Source organism: Bacillus sp. FSL R9-9497, from assembly GCF_038005805.1.
In the GTDB taxonomy this organism is placed as follows: Bacteria; Bacillota; Bacilli; order Bacillales; family Bacillaceae_G; genus Bacillus_A; species Bacillus_A cereus.
The window spans coordinates 3,271,493-3,293,352 of record NZ_JBBOTY010000001.1 but is presented as its reverse complement, the minus strand read 5'-3'; the positions used below and the strand labels follow the sequence as shown (position 1 = coordinate 3,293,352).

Sequence of the window (21,860 nt, the reverse complement as noted above, 5' to 3'; positions counted from 1 at the left end):
ATTAGAATGGAGAAAGTGAATTGGAATTATTAAGAAACAGTAAGGTTGGTACAAAACTAAACATATTAATAACTATATCAAGTATTGCATGTATAGTATTATCCCTAATAGGGTTTTGGGGATTAGAAAGAGGGAAAAGTACTTCCTCTAATATGTATGAGGATAATTTACTACCAATTGAGTGGATTGGAATTGTAGAATCTAATTTTTATCACGTTAATATGAACTTTATGGAAATAATGTTATCAAAAGATGAAAAAAGAATGAACGAATTAATAAGAGAAATGGATGGGATTCGTAAGGAAAATGATCATCTTTTAAAGCAGTTTGAGGCTAAGCTTATTTCTACTAAAGAAAAAGAATTATATAACACGTTTCATGAAACATTTAATGAATTAAGGACTCAAATGAAGAAAGCACAAGAATTAGGGAAGTCTAATAATGAGGAAGCATATGCATATTATCTAAAAGAGATTGAACCTAATATGCAAAAATCAATAAAATCAATTCGTGAATTGATTTTATATAATAGTAATAATGCAGAGCTTTTACAGAAGGAAAATAATAATAGTGCTCAAAATACAATGATAATGTTTGTTAGTATTTCGATTTTAGCAATTTTAATAATTATATTAATTGGATATGTTATTAAATTAACTATCCGAAAACCACTTGCATTACTACAAAATGATATGGAAAAAGTAGCAGCTGGAGATTTAACAACACGTACTCCTTATAAAGCAAATAATGAATTAGGGCATATTGTTCAGTCTTTTAATAGTATGTTAGATAACCTTCAACAATTAATTGCGAATGTTAAGATGACAACACAAGAGGTTATTTTTACTACGGAGGGCGTATTACAAGATACAAATCGAGCGTCTAGTATTTCAAATGAGGTTGTACAGACTGTTTTAGAAGTAAAAACAAAAATAGAAGGACAGGTAACTAGTATTCAGGAGAGCTCATCCTCAATGGAAGAAATTACAACCGGGGTGCAAACTGTAGCTGAATCTTCAGCAGTAGTCGCTGAGGTAGCAGTAACGACTACAGAACGAATAAATATCGGTAGTGAAGTGATAAATCACTCTATTCTTCAAATGAATAGTGTGCATGATGTTGTCGAGGAAACATCAAAAGTAATAAATAAACTTGTTACACGTACACAACAGATTGATACAGCTCTCGCTGCAATTACTAATATTGCCGAACAAACGAATCTTCTTGCCTTAAATGCCGCTATTGAAGCGGCACGTGCTGGAGAGAATGGGAAAGGATTTGCAGTGGTTGCCGCAGAAGTTCGAGACTTGGCTGAGCAATCTAAAGAATCTGCAAAAGAAGTTAATCATTTAATAAAATCCATTCAAAAAGATACCCAAGATACAGTTAATGTCATGCAAAAAGGACAACAAAAGGCAGTAGAAGGAAAAGAAGCTGCTTACAAAGCGAATCAAACCTTCTTGTCTATTATGAGAGATATTGATAAGATTACAGGTCAAATTCAAGAAGTATCCGCAGCGACAGAAGAGATGTCTGCTGGTACAGAAGAAGTAAATGCTTCTCTTTCGCTAGTTTCTGAAACTGCAACGGATGTGAAAAAGGAGACTCTTCAAACTGTAAATTCAATTCAATCACAGGCCGAATCAATTGAACAAATATCAATCCAATCCAACAAAATGAAAGAAAAGGTGGAAGAATTAACGGAATTGGTTTCAAAATTTAATATTACAGAACAAAAAGAATGAGTAAATTGTAAAAGATTAGGTACGGCTATCAGCCTAAAAATAATTGATTTTTTACGATTAAAAAGATTTTAGTAATTAATTCAATCACAAGTGTAATAACATGTATAAAAAACATGAAGACTTAAGAGTCTTCGTGTTTTTTTATTGAATAATGTCTGAAAAAATATTGATAATTATACGATATTTTGGAATTTATCACAAAATATTCATATATGCAAAATTACATACATTTAATAATTGATAATCATGAGTTAATGTAACTATAATAATTACACTGATAAGTAACTTATTGACGACAATTATAAGTGAAGAAGGAGGGCTTTATTGTATTTTGTATATAAAAAAATAGAGAAGGAGATATGCAAATGAAAAGGTTACTTGTTATAGGCCTAATGTATACAATGTTTTTCCTCATAGGAAATATACACTTACATGCTGATGAACGAATAAATGCAAAAAAAATTACTAGTTTAGAAGAGCCTACTTGGATATTTCAGGCGGGCATAAGTAAGGGGAAATATCATGATCGACAAGATTTAGGATTTATTTTGAAGAGAAATACAGCATTAAAGGTAAGACAAACAAATCCTAATTTTAAAGACAAATTAACATTACGTTTATTGTCTAATGACTCAAAAAATGAAAAATCCATACAAGTAGGAAATGAATGGGTTACTATCCAAGGTGATACGTCTTTAGTTCCTTTCATAGATACTCCGTATGGTGAAGAGCACGCTGTACTTGAGTACCAAGTAGGGAATGAAAGTGCTACTAAACCCCTTCCCATTTATAAACAACAAGGAAGTGTATCTCAATTTTTTAGTACATGGGATCAATTTGATGGAGAGTATGCGTTACTTCAAGGGGAGAGTTTTCAATTATTTGTACCTAAAAAAGATAAAGAGTTAGTAAGATCTTTAAAAGATTTTCAATCATTGGATGAGTTAATTGCGTATTATGAAGATATTTTTGTGATGTATGATTCAATTATTGGTTTAGATGGCTCAACGTTTGAAAATAAAAAAAGTCAAAATCGTTATTTCTTAAAAGCAGATATATCTGGTGCTGGCGGTGCCTATTATGGCACAAATTGGACAGCGAATAGTACAGATAGTACAAAGATGTGGTTAGATAAACTAAGTTGGGGAACTTTACATGAAATCGCTCATGGATACCAAGCTGGTTTTGATAATCAAGGAATATTTACAGGAGAAGTTTCTAATAATCTATTTGGTGTTCAATATCAATATAGTAAATACGGCAAAAAAGCAGATCAAGTTGGTTGGTTGTTTAATTTCGGGAAAAAGGAACAGGTAGAACGGAATTTATATAATGCTTTAATGAAAGAAAATAAAAATTATGATGATTTAGATTTACGACAAAAACTTATTCTTTTAACGATGGCGAAACAAAAAGCTGGCGATGAAGCATTTGCAAAAATGTATCAAGGTTATCGAAAACTAGCTAGCAATGCTGCTTTCAAAAAAGGTGACCATTCTTTACCAGATTTAATGAATCAGTATTATAGTGAGAATGGACAAGTTGATTTTACACCTGTTTTTGAAAGATGGGGCTTTAAGCTTAATCATAAACAAATAGAGATGAATAGGGCGAAAGGTTTTCCGGCTGTTACTTCTTTAGCTTATATAGTGCCTGAATCACAATTAGCGAAAGCAAGAGCTATAGTTGATCCTGATATTCCGATAAACTCCAACTTCGAAATAGTTACGAATCAGCAAATTGCTCCACTTGGGCTAAAAGGGAATTTGCATATCCATTTAAATACAAATGAAATAGATACATTAAAAGGAGGAAAAATTAAATTAAAAGAAGGGAATACAGTTATTCAAGAGAAAACAATTGAAACAACAGATATCAATTTACAAGACGTACCAAATGGAGTGTATACGGTTGAAATTTCAGGTGGGAAAACGAATAGTATGTACCATTTCAGTTCGTATTATGCCTATGTAAAAGAAAAAGATAATAGTCTAAAGATTGATATTAACGAAATGAAAGTGAGTAAGTTGGTAAATGAAACGATTCAATTCCTAGGATTAGGAGATGACCAGTTTGCCGTATTAAATACAGACTTAGAGCAAAATCGAGCTATTTTTACGGTTACTACTAAAACGCCTCATAGCTATTATGTAGGTGAAAAATATGCATCGATAGAGGTCTTTAATGAAAAAGGTGAAAAAATTTATACGAAGGAAATGGAAGGAACAAATGTAACAATTGTAAAAGATATCATTCCACTAAAAGAGGGATATAGAATTAAAATCTATCATGATGAAATAAAAAAACGATTAACTAGTAAAGCTACTATTATTAATCCTATGAATAAAACGAATGAATTTATAATAACAAAATGGGGATTGAAAAATACTTCTTTGCAAAATAATCCAGAAGAAAATCTTATACAAAGAATTGATGAAGAAATGGAAGCGATTATAGGTAATCAGTTTTTAAAAGAGATACCAATGCAAAAATTAGAAATGAAAAAGAATGTGTGGATGGCAATAAATATGTTATCAGAACCACAAAAAATAACGTATATGAATAAATATAAAGATAGCTTATATAATGAGTAATTTTTGAGAAATGAATTGAATCTAAAAAAGTAGCAAACCAATCTATTAACCTATGTATGTAGAGGTATGTAAAAACGATTGGCCATAGTTAAAATTTTTTATCTATGCTTAAAATTCTAAAATACATTTATTTAATTTAATAATACGATTATAAAGGAGTAAAAATATGAATAATTTCGTAAAGGTAGGTTTAACTACAGGAGTGGTGTTATCGGCGATTATGCCTTATGGAGGAGTACATGCGGAAACAGAAGATTTAAAAGTGGAAACAAAGGAAGATACGTTCCGAACAGGTAATTTAACAGCACCTTCTCAAAATTCGGCAGAAAATGTAGCAAAGGATGCACTAAAAGGAAAAACAGAACAAGCATTATCATCAAAGCAAGTTAATACGGAATCCAAAGTTAATTATAATGTTACGCAAAGTCGTAAATCTTATGATGGTACTACATTGGTACGTCTTCAACAAACGTATGAAGGACGTGATGTATACGGATATCAACTAACAGCACATATTAATGATGATGGTGTACTTACGAGCGTTTCGGGAGATAGTGCTCAAGATTTACAACAACAGGAAGATTTGAAACAACCTATTACTCTATCAGAAGAGGATGCAAAGAAACAGCTTTTCAACATCTATGGAAATGATCTCACATTTATTGAAGAACCAGAAATTAAACAAGTGGTATATGTAGATGAAAATACAAATAAAGCTACAAACGCATATCAAATTACTTTTAGTGCATCTACACCTGAATATGTATCCGGTACAGTATTAATTGATGCTTTTGGTGGTAATCTATTAAAAGAACTCGTTCAAAAATTGGGTATACAAGTAGAGAGTAGTATTGTCCAATCTGCGACATCAAATAAATCAACAGATCCTTCAAAATTAACAGGTACAGGAAAAGATGACTTAGGTATTAATCGTACGTTTGGAATTACACAAAGAAGTGATGGAACGTACATGCTTGCAGATTATTCTCGTGGTAAGGGAATTGAAACATATACTGCTAATTATAAAGATTATAATAATTATAGAAGAAATGTATGGGGTTATCTCGATGATTTAGTAACAAGTAATTCTACAAATTTTACAGATCCTAAAGCAGTTAGTGCCCATTATTTAGCAACGAAAGTATATGATTTTTATCAAGAAAAATATGGCCGTAACAGCTTTGATAATAACGGACAAAAAGTAATTTCTGTCGTTCATGGTTGGAACACAAATGGTACGAATAAAGGAAATCCTAAGCAGTGGTTTAATGCATTTAGTAATGGCGCTATGCTAGTATACGGAGATCCAATTGTTAGAGCATTTGATGTGGCAGGACATGAATTTACACACGCGGTTACAAGAAATGAGTCTGGACTTGAGTACGCAGGAGAAGCTGGTGCAATTAATGAAGCGTTATCTGATATTTTAGGAGTAGCAGTTGAAAAGTATGCCAATAACGGAAAGTTCAATTGGACAATGGGAGAACAATCAGGTCGTATTTTTAGAGATATGAAAAACCCATCATCTATCTCTTCTAGATATCCAGAGGATTATAGGCATTATAATAACTTACCTATTGATGCTGACCACGATCATGGTGGTGTACACACGAACTCTAGCATTATTAATAAAGTAGCTTACTTGATTGCTAGTGGTGGAAGCCATAATGGAGTAAACATACATGGCATTGGAGAAGATAAAATGTTTGATATTTTCTATTATGCAAATACGGATGAATTAAATATGACTTCTGATTTTAAAGAATTAAAAGAAGCTTGTATTCGTGTAGCAACGAACTTATATGGTAAAGACTCATTAGAAGTACAAGCTGTCCAACAAGCCTTTAAAACAGCGTATATTTAATATTATTGTGATGAATTACAAACTCTTTCATTTTAATATAGTGATTAATTTGTATTTATAGACAAAAACCTTGTAGAATTTTTCTGCAAGGTTTTTTTGAATGTTATCCCGCTATTTGCTGGGCAGTAAGACCCCCACCTCAAAATTTAGCTGTTATTTTTTTATTTGTTGTAAAGGATGGAAAGCTTTTAAGGTTGTGGCACGCCTTTTAAGAAAAAGATAAGGCGAAGCGATCTCGCTGTTATTTTCCAACAACAAACATTTGTTATTTGTATTATTTAGTGAAAGTTACCAAACGTTTTTCAAAACTATTTTACCTATTGCTTTATTTGACTCCAAATATTCATGTGCTTGTGCAACTTCATCAAACGTAAAAGGTTTAGAATCTAGCAATGGACGAAGTTTTCCTTCTTCTACAATTTGCGTTATTTTTGTTAAGATTTCTCCGCAATCATTACGCTTATCTGTATGTAATATTTTTAATGCCATAAAAGTAACGTGCAGAGAGAGTCCTTTTGCGTGTAAAGGAGAGAGGTCATGGGTTGAACGAGCTGCAATAGTTACGACAGTTCCATTGACCGCAGCAGCTTCAAAAGAATGATCAAGATTCTTGCCGCCTACTGTATCAAATATAACTTCAAATCCGTTTCCGTTCGTATGTTTTTGTACATATTCTTGAACAGATTCTTCTTTATAATTAATAGCTATATCGGCTCCTAAACGATGGGCTATTTCCATTTTGTTTTGCTGAGAAGCTGTTGTGAAAACTTTAGCGCCTGCCCATTTAGCTAGTTGAATGGCTACGTGTCCTACGCCACCAGTAGCTCCATGAATGAGAACATTTTGACCAGGTTTAATATTTGCACGATCAAATAAAGATTCCCAAGCTGTAATTGCAACTAATGGTAGAGCAGCAGCTTCTTCCATTGTTAAATTGTTAGGTTTGTGAGCAATTAATCGTGCATCAGCAAGCATAAATTCTGCAAGTGCACCTCCAGTTTCTTTAAAACCTCCGGCACATCCGTATACTTTATCCCCTGATTTGAATTTCGAAACACCTTCTCCTACTTCAATAACAATACCAGCTACATCGCCGTGTAATATAGCTGGAAACTCAGGAGCGACGGCTGAAACGGCACCACTACGCATTTTTGTATCGATTGGATTTACACTTGTTGCTTTTACATCGATTAGAACATGACCTGGTAAAAGTTTTGGTTTTGAAACTTCTTCTAATTGAAATACAGATGAATCCCCAAAAGAATGGATAATTTGTGCTTTCATAGTTTATACCTCCTGTTTGTGGTTATAGCATAGCAAAGTACGAAAAATAAGTATAATATTTTGAATTTTGTTAGTGAGAATTTTATATAGAGAAGGGGAAAGTACGTGAAATAATGTAACGTACTTGCGAAAGCAATTGTAAAGCTTTATGAAGAAAGGGTAGATGTTATTTTTGCAACATGATTTATTCATTATGTTTATCCCGCTATTTGCCGGGCAGTAAGACCCCCGCCTAAAAATTCAGCGGAAGCAGAAGTTAGGTGGAGGATCAACTGCCCGTAAAAGCCCGATTGGTGAAGGCTAATAATCAGTGGGGATGAACAAAACCTCCACTGATTAAAGTTTCACTTTATTCGGAGCGACAGGGGATTTAACGAAACGCAAAATTCACCCTGCTTTATACAAACTATTTAGTAATGAAAATATACCGCAGTATATTTCAATTATCGGTATTGGTAGAAAGGTAATGTCAGATGTGGAATTTCAAACAAAGGTAGAACAATCCATTGCTATATTTTCTAGAAGATCTACTGATGACGAATCAGGAGTAGAAGGATTCATTAGCACATTTCGTTATTGTCAATTAAATACAGCGAATGTAGAGGACTATCAAGATTTGTTTAGTCTTGTAAAGAGGCGTGAAACAGAATTAAACATTCCTGAAAACCGCATGTTTTACCTATCTGTTATACCAGAAGTATTTGATGTCATTGCTTTAAATATTAAGGAAAGTGGATTGTGAGCTATAAAAGGATTAAATCGTCTTATTATAGAGAAGCCTTTTGATTATAATGTAATGTCTGCTCGTGAGTTTAACGCAAAATTAATTGAAGATTTAGATGAAACTGATATTTATTATAACGATCATTATCTTTGAAAATGAATGGTAACTAGGAATACACTTAGAAAATTATTACGAAATAAATCGTATGTAATTCAAGACATTTTTATTGACGATAATAATTTATGTGATTAATATATTAGACATAAGATTATTTAATTACTAAAAGTAATCAGATATAAAATGTTTTGTTAAATTCTATAAATAAGTAAGTTGTGGTAGAAATGCTTTGAATTGCCACTATTAATATTGGGGACAATTAAAAAGCGAAAGGTATAAAAAGAATTGGAATTTGATAACTCTTTGTTTTTATAAAACATGAGCTTCTGTACAATTCATTTTTAAAATATTGACAAGGATTATACAACAAGAGGGGGACTGAAATTGGAATCAATGACCTTTGTTTTATTTGGAGCGACAGGGGACTTAGCGAAACGCAAAATTTACCCCGCACTATATAACTTATATAGAGATCAAAAGCTTCCAAAGCAAATATCCGTTATCGGGCTTGGGAGACGTCAAGTATCTCATGTAGATTTTCAAGAAAGAATAAAAGAATCAATAGAGACGTTTTCCCGTCATAGAGAAGAAGGTACTCCAGAACTGGAAGGTTTTTTAGATAATTTTCGCTATTGTCCATTAGATGTGAGTAAGCCAGAAGACTATGAGAGGTTATTACAAGTCGTTCGTGAAAGGGAAGAAGAATTACATATAAAAGGAAATAGAATGTTTTATCTTTCCGTTGCTCCTGAATTTTTCGAGACCATTGCTTTAAATATTAAGGAAAGCGGACTTGATAAAACGGATGGATGGAAACGTCTGATGATTGAGAAACCATTCGGGCACGACCTTACATCTGCTCGTGAGCTTAACGATAAGCTTAGTCGCACGTTTGAAGAAGACGAGATATACCGTATTGATCATTATTTAGGTAAACCGATGATTCAAAATCTTGAGGCATTAGAATTTGCAAATCCTGTTCTCCAATCAATTTGGAATAAAGAACATATAGCGAATGTACAAATCACAGCGAGTGAAACAGTTGGGGTTGAAGAAAGGGCAGGATATTATGACCAGGCAGGGGCCATTCGAGATATGGTTCAAAATCATATGTTACAAATATTAATGATGACTGCTATGAATCTGCCGGAAAAGGTTAATGCATGTGAAATTCGAGAGGAAAAGCGAAAGGTAATGGAAACGCTTCGTAAAGTGAAAAAAGAAGACGTTCAAAGCCATATCATTCGCGGACAATACGCTGCAGGTGAGATAAAAGGCGGGCAAGTTGTAGCATACAAAGAGGAACCAGGAGTAAATCCTTCTTCTAACATAGACACATTTGTTGCTGCTCGCCTGTGGATCGATAATCCATTTTGGACTGGCGTTCCCTTCTATATACGAACAGGCAAACGAATGAAAGAAAAGTCTACTCGTATTGTAATCGAGTTTAAAAATACGTTAAAACAGCAATATCAAGATAATAATCCAAATGCAGCACCTAACTTATTAATAATTGAAATTAGCCCAGGTGAGAACGTTTCATTACAGTTAAACAGTAAAAATCCATTGAAAAATGGAGAAATTGAACCGATGCGTATTAACTTTACTTGTGAGCAAGCGGATGTGGGAGTACCTGAAGCGTATGAAAGACTCATTCATGATGCTGTGAGTGGAGACGCTACATTCTTTGCACATTGGAGAGAAGTTGAATTGTCATGGGAATGGGTACAACCAATTCTTGAAGCGTTCGAGGAAAACTTATTACCGCTTCATGAATATGAGTCTGGTTCATATGGTCCAGAAGCGTCTAATGAACTGTTACAAGAAAGTGGATTTAAATGGTGGTTAGATCAAGAGACGGAAAAATAAGTACTTTCTTTAATGAAAGCATTTAGGGGGACGATTACTATGACACAAAACATAAATCAATTAGCAGTGAATACACTTCGTACGTTATCGATTGATGCTATTAATGCGGCAAACTCAGGTCATCCAGGTCTTCCGATGGGAGCAGCACCAATGGCTTATGCATTATGGGCGAATCATTTAAATTACAATCCTAATCACCCAGAATGGTTTAACCGTGATCGTTTCGTTTTATCGGCGGGACATGGATCAAGTCTGTTATATAGCTTACTTCATTTAGCTGGATATGATGTTTCAATTGATGACTTGAAAAACTTCAGAAAGTTAAATAGTAAAACACCAGGACATCCTGAGTTTGGTCATACTCCTGGAGTTGAAGCGACTACAGGCCCGTTAGGACAAGGGATTGCTAATGCTGTCGGAATGGCAATGGCAGAAGCTCATTTAGCAGCGAAGTTCAATAAGGATGGTCACTCTATTATAGATCACAATACGTATGCTTTAGTCGGAGATGGTGACTTAATGGAGGGTGTCGCTTATGAAGCGATGTCAATGGCAGGACATATGAAACTTGGCAAGTTAATTGTACTGTATGATTCAAATGAAATTTCACTTGATGGTGAATTAGGCATTGCTTTCTCTGAAGATATTCAGAAAAGGGCAGAATCTGTACATTGGCAATATGTAAGAGTTGAAGATGGAACCGATGTTGATGCGATTACAAAAGCTATTCAATCAGCGAAAGAAAATACGGATCAACCTACTCTTATAGAAATTAGAACCATTATAGGTTATGGAAGTCCAAAAGTTGCTGGAACGAACAAAGCACATGGTAATCCGCTTGGAGTAGAAGAAGCGACAGCGACAAAACAAGTGTATGGTTGGAATTATGAGGAAGATTTCTTTGTACCTGAAGAAGTAAAAGCTCATTTTAATGAACTAAAACAAAAAGGTATTGAAAAAGACAATGACTGGAATGAGCAGTTCAACTTATACAGAGAAGCGAATCCTACACTGGCAGATGAATTAGAAAAAGCGATTACAGGTGAGGTTTTAATTGAAGCGAAAGACATTCTATCTTTTGATACTGAAAAAACGATTTCCACTCGTGTTGCAAGTGGGGAAGCTATTAATCATTATGTGAAATCGATTCCTTCTATTTTCGGTGGAAGTGCGGATCTTTCTCATTCTACGATGACAGATATAAAAGGTGAAGCAGTATATGCAGTAGAATCATATGCTGGACGAAATATATATTTCGGTGTACGTGAACATGCAATGGGCGCTGCAGCGAATGGATTGGCGCTTCATGGAGGAGTAAAACCTTTCGTAAGTACATTCTTTGTATTTAATGATTATCTTCGTCCGTCCATTCGACTGGCTGCACTGCAAAAGTTACCTGTTACTTACGTATTTACACATGATTCGATTGCTGTAGGAGAAGATGGTCCAACGCATGAACCAATTGAACAATTGGCAGCTCTTCGAGCAATTCCTGGTTTAACAGTTATCCGCCCGTCAGATGCAAATGAAACAGCAAGTGCTTGGGCGTATGCTTTACAGCAAACGGATGGTCCAGTCGTTTTAGTACTGAGTCGTCAAAATTTACCGGTGTTTAATGAAACGAAAGCGAACATAGAGAATCTCTCTAAAGGAGCTTACGTATTAACACAAACGAATGAAAATCCGGATGTGATTTTAATTGCGACAGGTTCTGAAGTATCCTTAGCTGCTAGTGCGAAAGCAAAATTAGAAGAAGATCAAGTTTCTGTTCGCATCGTTGCAATGCCGAGCTGGGAGCTATTCAATCACCAATCGAACGAATATAAAGAATCCGTTCTTCCGTCTTCTATAACGAAACGAGTATCTCTTGAGATGGGTGTATCTCTCGGTTGGGAACGTTATGTAGGACAAGAAGGAAAAGTACTATCAATTGAAACATTTGGAGCTTCAGGTACTGGAGCTGAAGTCATGAATCTATTTGGATTTACGACAGAAAATGTTGTTCAAATTACAAAAAATGTGTTGAATTCTTAAGCTATGACTGTGAATACCTTTCTGTACATATTAAAATTTCAGTGCTGAAAGGTATTCCAGATTGTAGTGATATGGATTTTTAATAAAAGATGATTTGAGGAGGAATTATATTATGCAAGTAGGATTAATTGGGTTAGGTAAAATGGGATTAAATTTAGGGAAAAATTTAATGGATCATAAACATGAAGTAGTAGCATTTGATTTAAATACGAGCGCAGTAGAAGAAATGAAAGAGTACGGGGCAACAGGTACATCTAGTTTAGGTGAACTTGTTCAGTCATTACAATCACCAAGAATTCTTTGGGTAATGGTACCACACGCTGTTGTTGATTCTGTTATTGATGAGGTTACACCACTTTTATCAAAAGGAGATATTTTAATTGAAGCTGGTAATTCACATTATAAAGAGTCTATCCGCCGATATGAGCAATTAAAGAAAGATGGCATTCACTTTATGGATGCAGGAACTTCTGGCGGAATGGAAGGCGCCCGTAATGGTGCTTGTTACATGATCGGAGGAGATCAAGAAGCTTGGGACATCGTTGAACCTATCTTCCGCGATACTGCTGTAGAAAATGGATTCTTATATGCTGGAAAAGCTGGTAGTGGTCACTTCTTAAAAATGGTTCATAACGGAATTGAATACGGTATGATGGCTGCTATTGGTGAAGGATTTGAGATTCTAGAGAAAAGTGAATTTGACTACGATTATGAAAAAGTATCAAGAGTATGGAACAACGGTTCAGTCATTCGTTCTTGGTTAATGGAATTAACAGAAAATGCATTTTCTAAAGATGCAAAACTGGATGAGATTAAGGGTGTTATGCATTCTTCTGGTGAAGGAAAATGGACAGTAGAAACAGCATTAGACCTTCAAACAGCAACTCCTGTTATCGCAATGTCTCTATTAATGCGCTACCGCTCATTAGACAATGATACATTTACAGGAAAAGTTGTAGCAGCTCTGCGCAATGAATTTGGTGGACATGCAGTAGAAAAGAAATAAAGTGAAACTTTAATAAGTAGGGGCTTCATTCCACACAAATCGGGCTTTTACGGGATAAGCATATTAAACATGTAACTCATCAACGTTTAAAAACTGGAGGGAATTAATCATGAAATTTTTTATTGATACTGCAAATCTTGAGGATATAAAAAAAGCATATAAACTTGGAGTTTTAGCTGGTGTTACAACGAATCCTTCTTTAGTAGCAAAAGAGGGCATTAAATTTGAAGACCGTATTGCAGAAATTTGTCAGGCGGTTCCTAAAGTTGAATCTGTTTCGGCAGAAGTAACGCCAGATGCTGTTACAGCTGAAGAAATGATTGCTCAAGCAGAAGAACTGATTAAAATTAACGGTGGCGATGAAAAAGTTACAATTAAACTTCCGATGACGTTAGCTGGATTAGAAGCTTGTCGCTACCTTACTGAAAAAGGTGTGAAAACGAACGTTACACTTATTTTCACTGTGAACCAAGCACTTTTAGCTGCTCGAGCAGGTGCAACGTACGTTTCTCCATTTTTAGGACGCTTAGATGATATTTCTGAAGATGGTGTACTATTAGTTGCTAAAATTGCTGAATTATTCGATGTTCATCAATTAGATACACAAATTATTGCGGCTTCTGTCAGACATCCAGATCATGTAACTCGTGTAGCGATGGCAGGTGCTCACATTGCAACAATCCCTTATAAAGTAATTGAACAACTTGCTATGCACCCATTAACAGACCAAGGTATTGAGAAATTTGCTGCTGATTGGGCGAAAGCGCCTAAATTATAATGTTATGAAAGTGAAGGTGCTTTCCGAAAATTGTTTTTCATGAGAAGACAAATCCTAAGTAACTTCATCGTTTAAAGTGGATACTGAGTTTGTAGTCTTACTACGTGAAAACAGCAAGAGAAGAAAGTGTCATTCACTTTTAAAAAAGGGAAAATTGATCGCGCGAAGCGTTTATCACAATAACATTATAATTATGGAAGAGAAATCCCCTTATCAGAGAGGTGAGTTAAATTGTATCTCTGATAAGGGAGATTCTTTTTATATCAATCATTATGATGTGAAGATGCTTTTAAGTGTATTATATCAATATGTAAAGGTATCTTTTACTCAAGTAAGAACTATATAGGTTTTTTTTATTATATAGAAATTTGAAAAGGTTTACATAAAGGGGGGATTGCGTATGAATATGTACCTTTTAATGATTACATTATTATCAATCGTAATTGTTATTTTAGGGGTATCGTGGTGGAGATGGCATGCATTTATTAGTTTAACGATTGCAAGTTTGTTTTTAGCAATTATGTCTGGGATGCCAATGGATAAAATAGTGAGTGCTTATGAAACGGGAGTCGGCAGTGTTCTCGGGCATTTAGTAGGTATTTTAGTATTAGGTACAATTTTAGGGAAAATGATGGCAGAGTCAGGTGCTGGAATGCAAGTGGCAGAGTTCTTTATTAAATCCTTTGGGATAAAAAACTTACCATGGGCGATGTTAATTGCAGGTTTTATTATTGGAATCCCGGTGTTTTTTGAAGTAGGCATTTTAATATTACTGCCGTTAGTAATTTCAATTCATAAAACAACGAAACAAAATATTTTATTGATAGCATTACCAGCAATTGCTGGGCTATCTGTCGTACACGGCCTTGTTCCTCCGCATCCAGGGGCCATAGTTGCAATTGGTATTTATAAAGCGAATCTTGGGAAGGTACTAATGTATTCACTCATTATTACATTTTTTGCAGCGATTATTGCAGGTCCTATATTTGCGAAATGGATTCACAAACGTGTAATTCCTGAAAATGAGCCGGAATTGATTCGTGTAAATACAAAATCAACGAAATTACCAGGAATAGGAGTTTCATTTTTAGTTATATTGTTACCTGTTATGTTAATGGTTTTAGCTGCAGCAGCTCCTTATGTGCCTCTTTCTAATACTTTGATGAAGATTGTCACATTAATCGGTAGTCCTATAATTGCACTATTGATTGCATGTTTTGCGGCGTTCTATTTTCTTGGATTTCGTCAAGGTATCGATAAAAAAGCTATTAAGAAGATAACAGAAGATAGCTTATTACCAATCGGTTCAATTGTTGCGATTATTGGTGCTGGCGGGGGATTTAAGCAAATTCTCATCGATAGTGGGGTAGGGAATGCTATTGCTCAAATGTCTGAGCATTTAGCTCTATCTCCAATTGTATTAGCATTTATAGTAGCTGGGTTAATTCGAATTGCGACAGGGTCAGCGACAGTCGCTTTAACAACAGCAGCCGGTATCGTTTCGCCAATCGTTGAAAATACGACAGGTGTGAATTTAGAATTACTCGTCATTGCAACAGGTGCAGGAGCGTTAATGTTTTCTCACGTAAACGATGCTGGGTTCTGGATGGTAAAAGAATACCTAGGTTTAACAGTGAAAGAAACATTTAAAACATGGACAGTATTAGAAACATTACTTTCATTTATCGCTTTTGGAGGCGTTTTACTACTCGATATGTTTGTTTAAGATAAAGATGTTTCTATTTAGATAATTATGGCTTACAACGTTATCAATAGATAAAAGGAATGTATTTTTATGGTGGGATACTGTAGCAATTTTTTGTTAGGAGGAAGAGATGGTGAGCTCAAAATATATGATTGGTGTAGATATTGGGACAACTAGTACAAAATCAGTTCTATTTTCTACTGATGGATCTGTTATTGCTAGTCATGGAATTGAATATCCTTTATATTCTCCTACACCTGAAACAGCAGAACAAGACCCAGAAGAAATCTTTCATGCAGTAATAAATACGATTAAAGAAACTGTACGAATAAGTAGTGTACAGCCGAATGATATTCTTTGTGTCTCTTTTAGTTCAGCAATGCATAGTATCATTGCTGTAGATGAAAAGGGAAAGCCGTTAACGAGATGTATCACTTGGGCAGATAATAGAAGTGCAAGCTGGGCGGAGAAAATAAAGAATGATATGAATGGTCATGAAATTTACCTTCGTACTGGGACACCAATTCATCCGATGTCACCACTTTCGAAATTAGTTTGGCTACAGAATGAGCAAGCAGAGTTATTCGCAAAAAGTTATAAATTCATTTCTATTAAAGAATATGTTTTTTATAAGTTATATAAAGAATATGTAATTGATTATTCTATAGCATCAGCGACAGGAATGTTCAATTTAAAATCTTTAAAGTGGGATGAAGAGGCTTTACATGTAGCAGGAATTACAGATGAAAAGCTTTCAAAGCTTGTTCCAACAACGCACAGTTTAACAGGATTAGATGAAGAGTTTGCCAAAGAGATGAATGTACTTGTTTCTACGCCTTTTGTAGTAGGAGCGAGTGATGGAGTACTATCTAATTTAGGTGTAAATGCAATAGACCCTGGCGTTGTGGCTGTTACAATTGGTACAAGCGGTGCGATTCGTGCTGTAACAAATCGTCCTGTAACAGATCCAAAAGGTAGAATTTTTTGTTATGCGTTAACTGAAGACCATTGGGTAATCGGTGGTCCAGTTAATAACGGTGGTATGATTTTCAGATGGGCTCGTGACCAATTGGGCACTTCAGAGATTGAACTTGCAAAGCGCTTAGGAAAAGATCCATATGAGGTGCTTACTGAAATAGCAGCAAAAGTGAATCCTGGATCTGACGGTTTATTATTTCACCCGTATTTAGCAGGGGAAAGAGCTCCTTTATGGAATGCAAATGCACGAGGATCTTTCTTTGGACTCGGATTGCATCATAAGAAAGAACATCTTATCCGTGCTGTTTTAGAGGGGGTAATTTATAATTTATATACAGTTCTTCTCGCTTTAAAAGAACTAATTGGCGAACCGAAAAAAATTCAAGCGACAGGCGGTTTTGCAAGGTCGGAACTTTGGAGACAGATGATGGCGGATATTTTCCATCAAGACGTATATGTTCCTGAAAGTTTCGAAAGCTCTTGCTTAGGAGCTGCAATCCTCGGTTTATATAGTTTAGGTGAAATAGATACATTATCCGTAGTTTCTGAAATGGTAGGTGCAGATTTTCATCATGAGCCAAACATGGAAAGTGTGGAGAAATATAAAGATTTAACGCCAATCTATATTCGTCTGTCCCGTCAATTGGAAGAAGAATATGAAAGTATAGCAGCGTATCAAAAAAAGTGGGTTTAAAAGCTATTTACCAAGAAAATATGGTAACGTATAAAGAGGTACTCCGATTTTTTAGGATACTCTTTCAACATAAAATATTTTAAGAAGTATGATGAATGAAAAATATAGGGAGAGAGGGTTATGAAAATGAAGGATAACAAAGAGTTTATCGGATATGTTGGAACATACACGAAAGAAAATAGTGAAGGAATATATAAGTTTATTTTAGACACGGAAGCAAAAAAAATTGGTAATGTAACACTTGCCGCTAAGTTGGATAACCCTACATATGTAACGATTAACCGAAATAATGAATATCTCTATTCCGTTGTTAAGGAAGGCGAATCTGGCGGTGTAGCTGCTTATTCCATTGACAGTCATACTGGAGAACTAAAAGCGAAAAATAGACAAGTAGTAGAAGGGGCTTCTCCTTGTCATATTAGTGTTGATAGTGGAAATCATACAGTAGTTACAGCAAATTACCATAAAGGAACGATTGAGTCTTTTGAAGTAAATGAAGAAAATGGAACTGTAAATCCTGCTTCATCTATTATGGCGCATGAAGGTTCAGGTCCGAATAAAGAAAGACAAGAAAAACCACATGCACATTACGCGGGATATACTCCTGATGAAAAATATGTGATAGGTGTTGATTTAGGGATAGATAAAATAATTACGTATGAAGTAAAAGATAGTACATTAATAGAAGTGAATAGCCTGTCTGTGAATCCGGGAAGTGGACCAAGACACATTGCTTTTCATCCAAATGGAAAATACGCTTATGTAATGACGGAGCTTAGTTCAGAGGTTATTGCGTTAACATATAACTCGGAAGAAGGATCCTTTACAGAATTACAGTATATTTCTACTCTTCCAGAACAATTTGATGAAAATAGTCAAGGCAGTGCTATCCATATTTCTTCTGACGGCCGCTTTGTATATGCAGGTAATCGTGGTCATAATAGTATTGCTGTTTTCAGTGTGGATCAAAACTCAGGTGAGCTTGCATTTGTGGAACATACATCTACAGAAGGAAATTGGCCGAGGGACTTTGTATTAGATCCTACTGAAAAGTTTCTTGTTGCTACAAATGAAAAGTCACATAATCTTGTGCTATTTTCAAGAGATGAATCTACAGGAAAGTTAACACTTTTACAATCTGATGTTGCTGTGCCAGAGCCTGTTTGTGTGAAGTTTTTAAATGTTTAAGTTGTGTTCGATATAATTTCATATACTCAGAAAACAATAAAAAGCAAAGCGATATCGCTTTGCTTTTTATTGTTTCTTTTTCGGCCTACGTACTAATTCGCCGCCGCAGTTTGGACAAACGTTTTGTCTTTCTTCTGTACATGGTGCGCAAAATGTACATTCATATACACAAATGTATGCTTCAGAATCTTGTTCGAGCGATTGATCGCAAATTTGACAGTTTGTTTTCATTTCTAGTGCCATAATAAGTCTCCTTTTAGTTAGAAAATTTATAATTTAATTATAATTCATTAAATAGAAATAGTCCTTTTCAATTGAAAGGAAATCGAATGATAAAGTTATGAATTGAAACGAAAGATGCCGGTTTATTTTAAAATTGATTATTTATTACAGTTGGAATATTATGAAATAGTCAAAAGACAACAGGGGGTATAGATTTTGACTAATCATAATGATCATTTAAAAGCAAACTGCGAAAAATGCTTCGGTCTATGTTGCGTGGCGTTACCGTTCGCAGCATCAGTAGATTTTGCGGTGAATAAAGATGGTGGTAAACCATGTTCCAACTTACAATCAGATTTTAAATGTAGTATACATAAAAATCTTAGAGGAAAAGGTTATAAAGGTTGTACAGTATTTGAATGTTTCGGTGCTGGGCAGAAAATTTCTCAGGGTACGTTTAAAGGAATTGATTGGCGGAAAGATGCAAAGCATGCAAGAAAAATGTACGATGCTTTTCCGGTTATGCATCAACTTCATGAAATGCTTTGGTATTTGAATGAGGCGATTCTTTTAAAGGCAACACAGCCAATTCATAAAGAGCTGGAGAACGCAATTGAGGAGACAGAGCGACTTTCGAATTTAAATCCAGATGAGTTAATGAAAATAAATGTTCCAATGCATAGGGCAGAGGTGAACATTCTCCTTTTAGAAACGAGCGAACTAGTATGGAAGGAAATGAATACTGCGCGTAAGAAACGAATCATTCACCGTGGAGCAGACCTTATGGGAGCGAATCTGAAAAAGAAAAATTTACAAGGTGCAAATTTAAGAGGAGCTTATTTAATTGCGGCTAACTTAAATGGAGCAGATTTAAGAGGAGCAGATCTCATCGGAGCAGATTTGCGAGATGCAGATATTCGCGGGGCTGATTTTACTAATAGTATTTTTCTGACGCAAGTTCAAGTTAATGCTGCGAGAGGGGATAAGCATACGAAATTACCGAAATTATTGTCCCGTCCATCGCATTGGAGTGCGTAAAGAGTGAGGAGTGTTTAGTGTGGATATATTTCAGTATTTAGAAGAGATGCAAGAGGATGTCTTTTCGTTAGCAGTAGAGCAAATAGAAGCGAAGTATTATGATATTTGTTGCATGTTGGCGTCTACAGAATGTGCAGAGCGAATTAAAGTAATTGATTTAGAATCATATAAGGAAAGTATTCGAGTAGGTTTGGATGCAACTGTAGAAAGGGCTACTAATGAAGAAGCAAAAGCGATTTATTTTGAGTATGACCTTGATAACGAATGGGATAGTCAGTTCTATATTTGTGAGGAGTATTTTCCAATGGAAGAAGAGGATGACGATTGGGCATCTGAATGGACATATAATATTGAGGGGCCGGGGTCTGTAGAATTAGCAGATATGTATACTGAAAATGGCTTTGACACAAGTGAAAAAGCAGTCGGTATAACTTTATATTTAATTGCTAAAACGCTGTGTAGTTTTATAAGTGTACGTAGTGAAGTGCAAAGTAATATACCGATTTGTATTGGTTTTCACGACCAAGATCCAATTATGCGAAGAGGCAGAGACTAAGAATCTCTGCCTGCTTTTTATTTCTTTTCAAAAGTAGTAATGAAAACGCTACATATAATGAGAATACCACCAATGAAAAAGTTACTATTTAATGTCTCATTTAATAAGAGCCAGCCAAGTAATGATCCAACGATAGGTTGGAAGAAGAAAAATAAGGAACCGATGCTTGCATCCATTAATTCTAATCCTTTATTCCAAAGGAAAAAGGCACCTGCTGTTGAGACGATTCCTAAGTATAATACGCCTAATATTACGTACGTATTTACTGTTCCGATAGAGGATGTTTGTAGTTCCCATATCATAAAAGGTGTAATAAAAAAGAGTGAAAAGAATATGGCATACGTTGTAATAACTAAAGATGAAAATCGAGCTGAAGCGGTTTTTACATAAATAGATAGTAAAGCCCACGTAATAGCGGCTCCAACTAAAATGATTGTTCCGATAAAATAATAGCCAATTTCAATGTCCCATCCGATTACGATAATGACACCGATTGTCGCTATTATAGTAGATAAAAGTCTACGAGCAGTTAGTTTCTCTTTCAAAATGAGCGCTGCAAATATAACCATAAATGCAGGTGTAGCTGATGTAACTAACGAGCCTGTATGAGCGTCGGATAATTTTGTTCCGATAAATTGGCATGTGATCGAAATGAAATAGCCGATAAATCCAATCCAAGCGAAGAGGAGCCAATCTTTTTTGCGAATGGTTACTTTTTTCTTTTGCTTTTTCTCAGCTAGTTTTAAAATGCCATACAAAACAACAAAAGCGATAATAAAGCGTAGCCAAACGAGTGTTAGTGGTGGGATAAAATCGAGTACGTATTTGCTAACAACATACATACCGCCCCATATACTTGCTGCTAGTGATAAATATATAGCTCCTAAAATTGTTTGTTTCATGTAAAGTACCTCCGTCTATTTTTAGGGTATTATGAGTTCCCTAAGACGAGGCGTAGTGTATGTGTTATATGATTGCCCGTCTTAGTTTATAGACGGCCTACAGGTTGATCGTTTTCGAATGAAGTGTTGTAGTACATGCGTGCATTCCTCCTCTTTAAGTTATAATGATATTATAACTTAATTTTCTGATTATTGGAGGTTGTTATGAAATATATCGTTATAAAATCACATGTTAGCAATTATCCTAATCCAATTCGCTTAGAAGAGGGGGATGTAGTGAAAATGATAGAGAGTTACGCTGGTCCGGAAAACTGGGAAAACTGGATGTTTTGTCACGAAGAGAAGTATAACCGGAAAGGATGGGTTCCGGAGCAAATTATAAGAAAAGATATGAATGGAACAGGAATTATTATAAAACAATATACTGCGAAAGAATTAAATGTGAGTATTGGAGAAAGATTAATCGGATTAGAAGAATTGAATGGATGGGTTTGGTGCGAAGGGCTGGATACCAAAGGAAAACTTACAAAAATATTAATAATAATATTTGATCAATAATTAG

Annotated in this window: 15 protein-coding genes and 2 pseudogenes; 14 read left to right on the top strand and 3 right to left on the bottom strand. The window is 35.0% G+C overall.

Annotated features, from left to right (window positions below):
• The first annotated feature begins 20 nt into the window (after nucleotides 1-20).
• The 3 genes from MKY21_RS16925 to MKY21_RS16915 all read left to right on the top strand — a co-directional run bounded on the left by MKY21_RS16925 (nucleotide 21) and on the right by MKY21_RS16915 (nucleotide 6,203).
• Nucleotides 21-1,745, top strand: a complete 1,725-nt coding sequence (locus MKY21_RS16925; protein ID WP_000422010.1) for a methyl-accepting chemotaxis protein — start codon at nucleotides 21-23, stop codon at nucleotides 1,743-1,745.
• A 365-nt stretch (nucleotides 1,746-2,110) separates the two neighbouring features.
• Nucleotides 2,111-4,339, top strand: a complete 2,229-nt coding sequence (locus tag MKY21_RS16920; protein ID WP_000826243.1) for a putative mucin/carbohydrate-binding domain-containing protein — start codon at nucleotides 2,111-2,113, stop codon at nucleotides 4,337-4,339.
• Between the two features lie 166 nt (nucleotides 4,340-4,505).
• Nucleotides 4,506-6,203: a M4 family metallopeptidase gene (locus MKY21_RS16915; RefSeq protein WP_341076960.1), complete on the top strand. Its 1,698-nt coding sequence runs from the start codon at nucleotides 4,506-4,508 to the stop codon at nucleotides 6,201-6,203.
• 288 nt (nucleotides 6,204-6,491) lie between these two features.
• On the opposite strand, the gene MKY21_RS16910 is transcribed toward MKY21_RS16915, so the two are convergent.
• Nucleotides 6,492-7,487, bottom strand: a complete 996-nt coding sequence (locus MKY21_RS16910) for a zinc-dependent alcohol dehydrogenase family protein (RefSeq protein ID WP_000647253.1) — start codon at nucleotides 7,485-7,487, stop codon at nucleotides 6,492-6,494.
• A gap of 340 nt (nucleotides 7,488-7,827) precedes the next feature.
• Between MKY21_RS16910 and MKY21_RS16905 the strand changes: the two are divergent.
• From MKY21_RS16905 to MKY21_RS16870, 8 genes and pseudogenes are all read left to right on the top strand, one after another.
• Nucleotides 7,828-8,364 (top strand): annotated as a pseudogene (locus MKY21_RS16905) (glucose-6-phosphate dehydrogenase); the annotation flags it as partial.
• Nucleotides 8,365-8,712: 348 nt separating this feature from the next.
• Nucleotides 8,713-10,197 (top strand): glucose-6-phosphate dehydrogenase, encoded by a 1,485-nt coding sequence (gene zwf, locus MKY21_RS16900; RefSeq protein ID WP_000445362.1) that lies wholly within the window; start codon nucleotides 8,713-8,715, stop codon nucleotides 10,195-10,197.
• A gap of 39 nt (nucleotides 10,198-10,236) precedes the next feature.
• Entirely contained in the window at nucleotides 10,237-12,231 is a 1,995-nt protein-coding gene (tkt, locus tag MKY21_RS16895; RefSeq protein WP_044795200.1) for a transketolase, read from the top strand.
• A 112-nt stretch (nucleotides 12,232-12,343) separates the two neighbouring features.
• Nucleotides 12,344-13,237, top strand: coding sequence for a phosphogluconate dehydrogenase (NAD(+)-dependent, decarboxylating) (gnd, locus tag MKY21_RS16890; RefSeq protein WP_001195922.1), 894 nt, complete (start codon nucleotides 12,344-12,346; stop codon nucleotides 13,235-13,237).
• A gap of 109 nt (nucleotides 13,238-13,346) precedes the next feature.
• Nucleotides 13,347-14,015, top strand: coding sequence for a fructose-6-phosphate aldolase (gene fsa, locus MKY21_RS16885; RefSeq protein WP_000667676.1), 669 nt, complete (start codon nucleotides 13,347-13,349; stop codon nucleotides 14,013-14,015).
• Between the two features lie 400 nt (nucleotides 14,016-14,415).
• The gene (gene gntP, locus MKY21_RS16880; protein ID WP_001057623.1) at nucleotides 14,416-15,741 is read left to right on the top strand and encodes a gluconate permease GntP; all 1,326 of its coding nucleotides are present in this window, start codon (nucleotides 14,416-14,418) and stop codon (nucleotides 15,739-15,741) included.
• Between the two features lie 109 nt (nucleotides 15,742-15,850).
• Nucleotides 15,851-17,392 (top strand): gluconokinase, encoded by a 1,542-nt coding sequence (gene gntK, locus MKY21_RS16875; RefSeq protein ID WP_000254931.1) that lies wholly within the window; start codon nucleotides 15,851-15,853, stop codon nucleotides 17,390-17,392.
• Nucleotides 17,393-17,512: 120 nt separating this feature from the next.
• On the top strand, nucleotides 17,513-18,580 hold the full coding sequence (locus tag MKY21_RS16870; protein WP_201144460.1) for a lactonase family protein: 1,068 nt from the start codon (nucleotides 17,513-17,515) through the stop codon (nucleotides 18,578-18,580).
• 66 nt (nucleotides 18,581-18,646) lie between these two features.
• Here the strand turns inward: MKY21_RS16870 and MKY21_RS16865 are convergent, their stop codons facing one another.
• Nucleotides 18,647-18,823 (bottom strand): DUF1272 domain-containing protein, encoded by a 177-nt coding sequence (locus MKY21_RS16865; RefSeq protein WP_001162791.1) that lies wholly within the window; start codon nucleotides 18,821-18,823, stop codon nucleotides 18,647-18,649.
• A 195-nt stretch (nucleotides 18,824-19,018) separates the two neighbouring features.
• Between MKY21_RS16865 and MKY21_RS16860 the strand changes: the two genes are divergently transcribed.
• Complete coding sequence (locus MKY21_RS16860; protein ID WP_000181428.1) at nucleotides 19,019-19,840, top strand: pentapeptide repeat-containing protein; 822 nt, start codon at nucleotides 19,019-19,021, stop codon at nucleotides 19,838-19,840.
• Between the two features lie 19 nt (nucleotides 19,841-19,859).
• A complete protein-coding gene (locus MKY21_RS16855) occupies nucleotides 19,860-20,396 on the top strand; it encodes a hypothetical protein (protein ID WP_341076948.1) in 537 nt (178 codons plus the stop codon).
• Nucleotides 20,397-20,413: 17 nt separating this feature from the next.
• On the opposite strand, the gene MKY21_RS16850 is transcribed toward MKY21_RS16855, so the two are convergent.
• A complete protein-coding gene (locus MKY21_RS16850) occupies nucleotides 20,414-21,298 on the bottom strand; it encodes a DMT family transporter (protein WP_000814764.1) in 885 nt (294 codons plus the stop codon).
• A 204-nt stretch (nucleotides 21,299-21,502) separates the two neighbouring features.
• Between MKY21_RS16850 and MKY21_RS16845 the strand changes: the two are divergent.
• Nucleotides 21,503-21,836, top strand: a pseudogene (locus MKY21_RS16845) (SH3 domain-containing protein).
• Nucleotides 21,837-21,860: the final 24 nt, after the last annotated feature.

Excerpts from the sequence above, each read along its gene's own strand:
- MKY21_RS16920 (WP_000826243.1), top strand. The coding sequence starts at position 2,111 with ATGAAAAGGTTACTTGTTATAGGCCTAATGTATACAATGTTTTTCCTC.
- MKY21_RS16915 (WP_341076960.1), top strand. The coding sequence starts at position 4,506 with ATGAATAATTTCGTAAAGGTAGGTTTAACTACAGGAGTGGTGTTATCG.
- MKY21_RS16910 (WP_000647253.1), bottom strand. The coding sequence starts at position 7,487 with ATGAAAGCACAAATTATCCATTCTTTTGGGGATTCATCTGTATTTCAA.
- tkt (WP_044795200.1), top strand. The coding sequence starts at position 10,237 with ATGACACAAAACATAAATCAATTAGCAGTGAATACACTTCGTACGTTA.
- gnd (WP_001195922.1), top strand. The coding sequence starts at position 12,344 with ATGCAAGTAGGATTAATTGGGTTAGGTAAAATGGGATTAAATTTAGGG.
- fsa (WP_000667676.1), top strand. The coding sequence starts at position 13,347 with ATGAAATTTTTTATTGATACTGCAAATCTTGAGGATATAAAAAAAGCA.
- gntP (WP_001057623.1), top strand. The coding sequence starts at position 14,416 with ATGAATATGTACCTTTTAATGATTACATTATTATCAATCGTAATTGTT.
- gntK (WP_000254931.1), top strand. The coding sequence starts at position 15,851 with ATGGTGAGCTCAAAATATATGATTGGTGTAGATATTGGGACAACTAGT.
- MKY21_RS16870 (WP_201144460.1), top strand. The coding sequence starts at position 17,513 with ATGAAAATGAAGGATAACAAAGAGTTTATCGGATATGTTGGAACATAC.
- MKY21_RS16865 (WP_001162791.1), bottom strand. The coding sequence starts at position 18,823 with ATGGCACTAGAAATGAAAACAAACTGTCAAATTTGCGATCAATCGCTC.
- MKY21_RS16850 (WP_000814764.1), bottom strand. The coding sequence starts at position 21,298 with ATGAAACAAACAATTTTAGGAGCTATATATTTATCACTAGCAGCAAGT.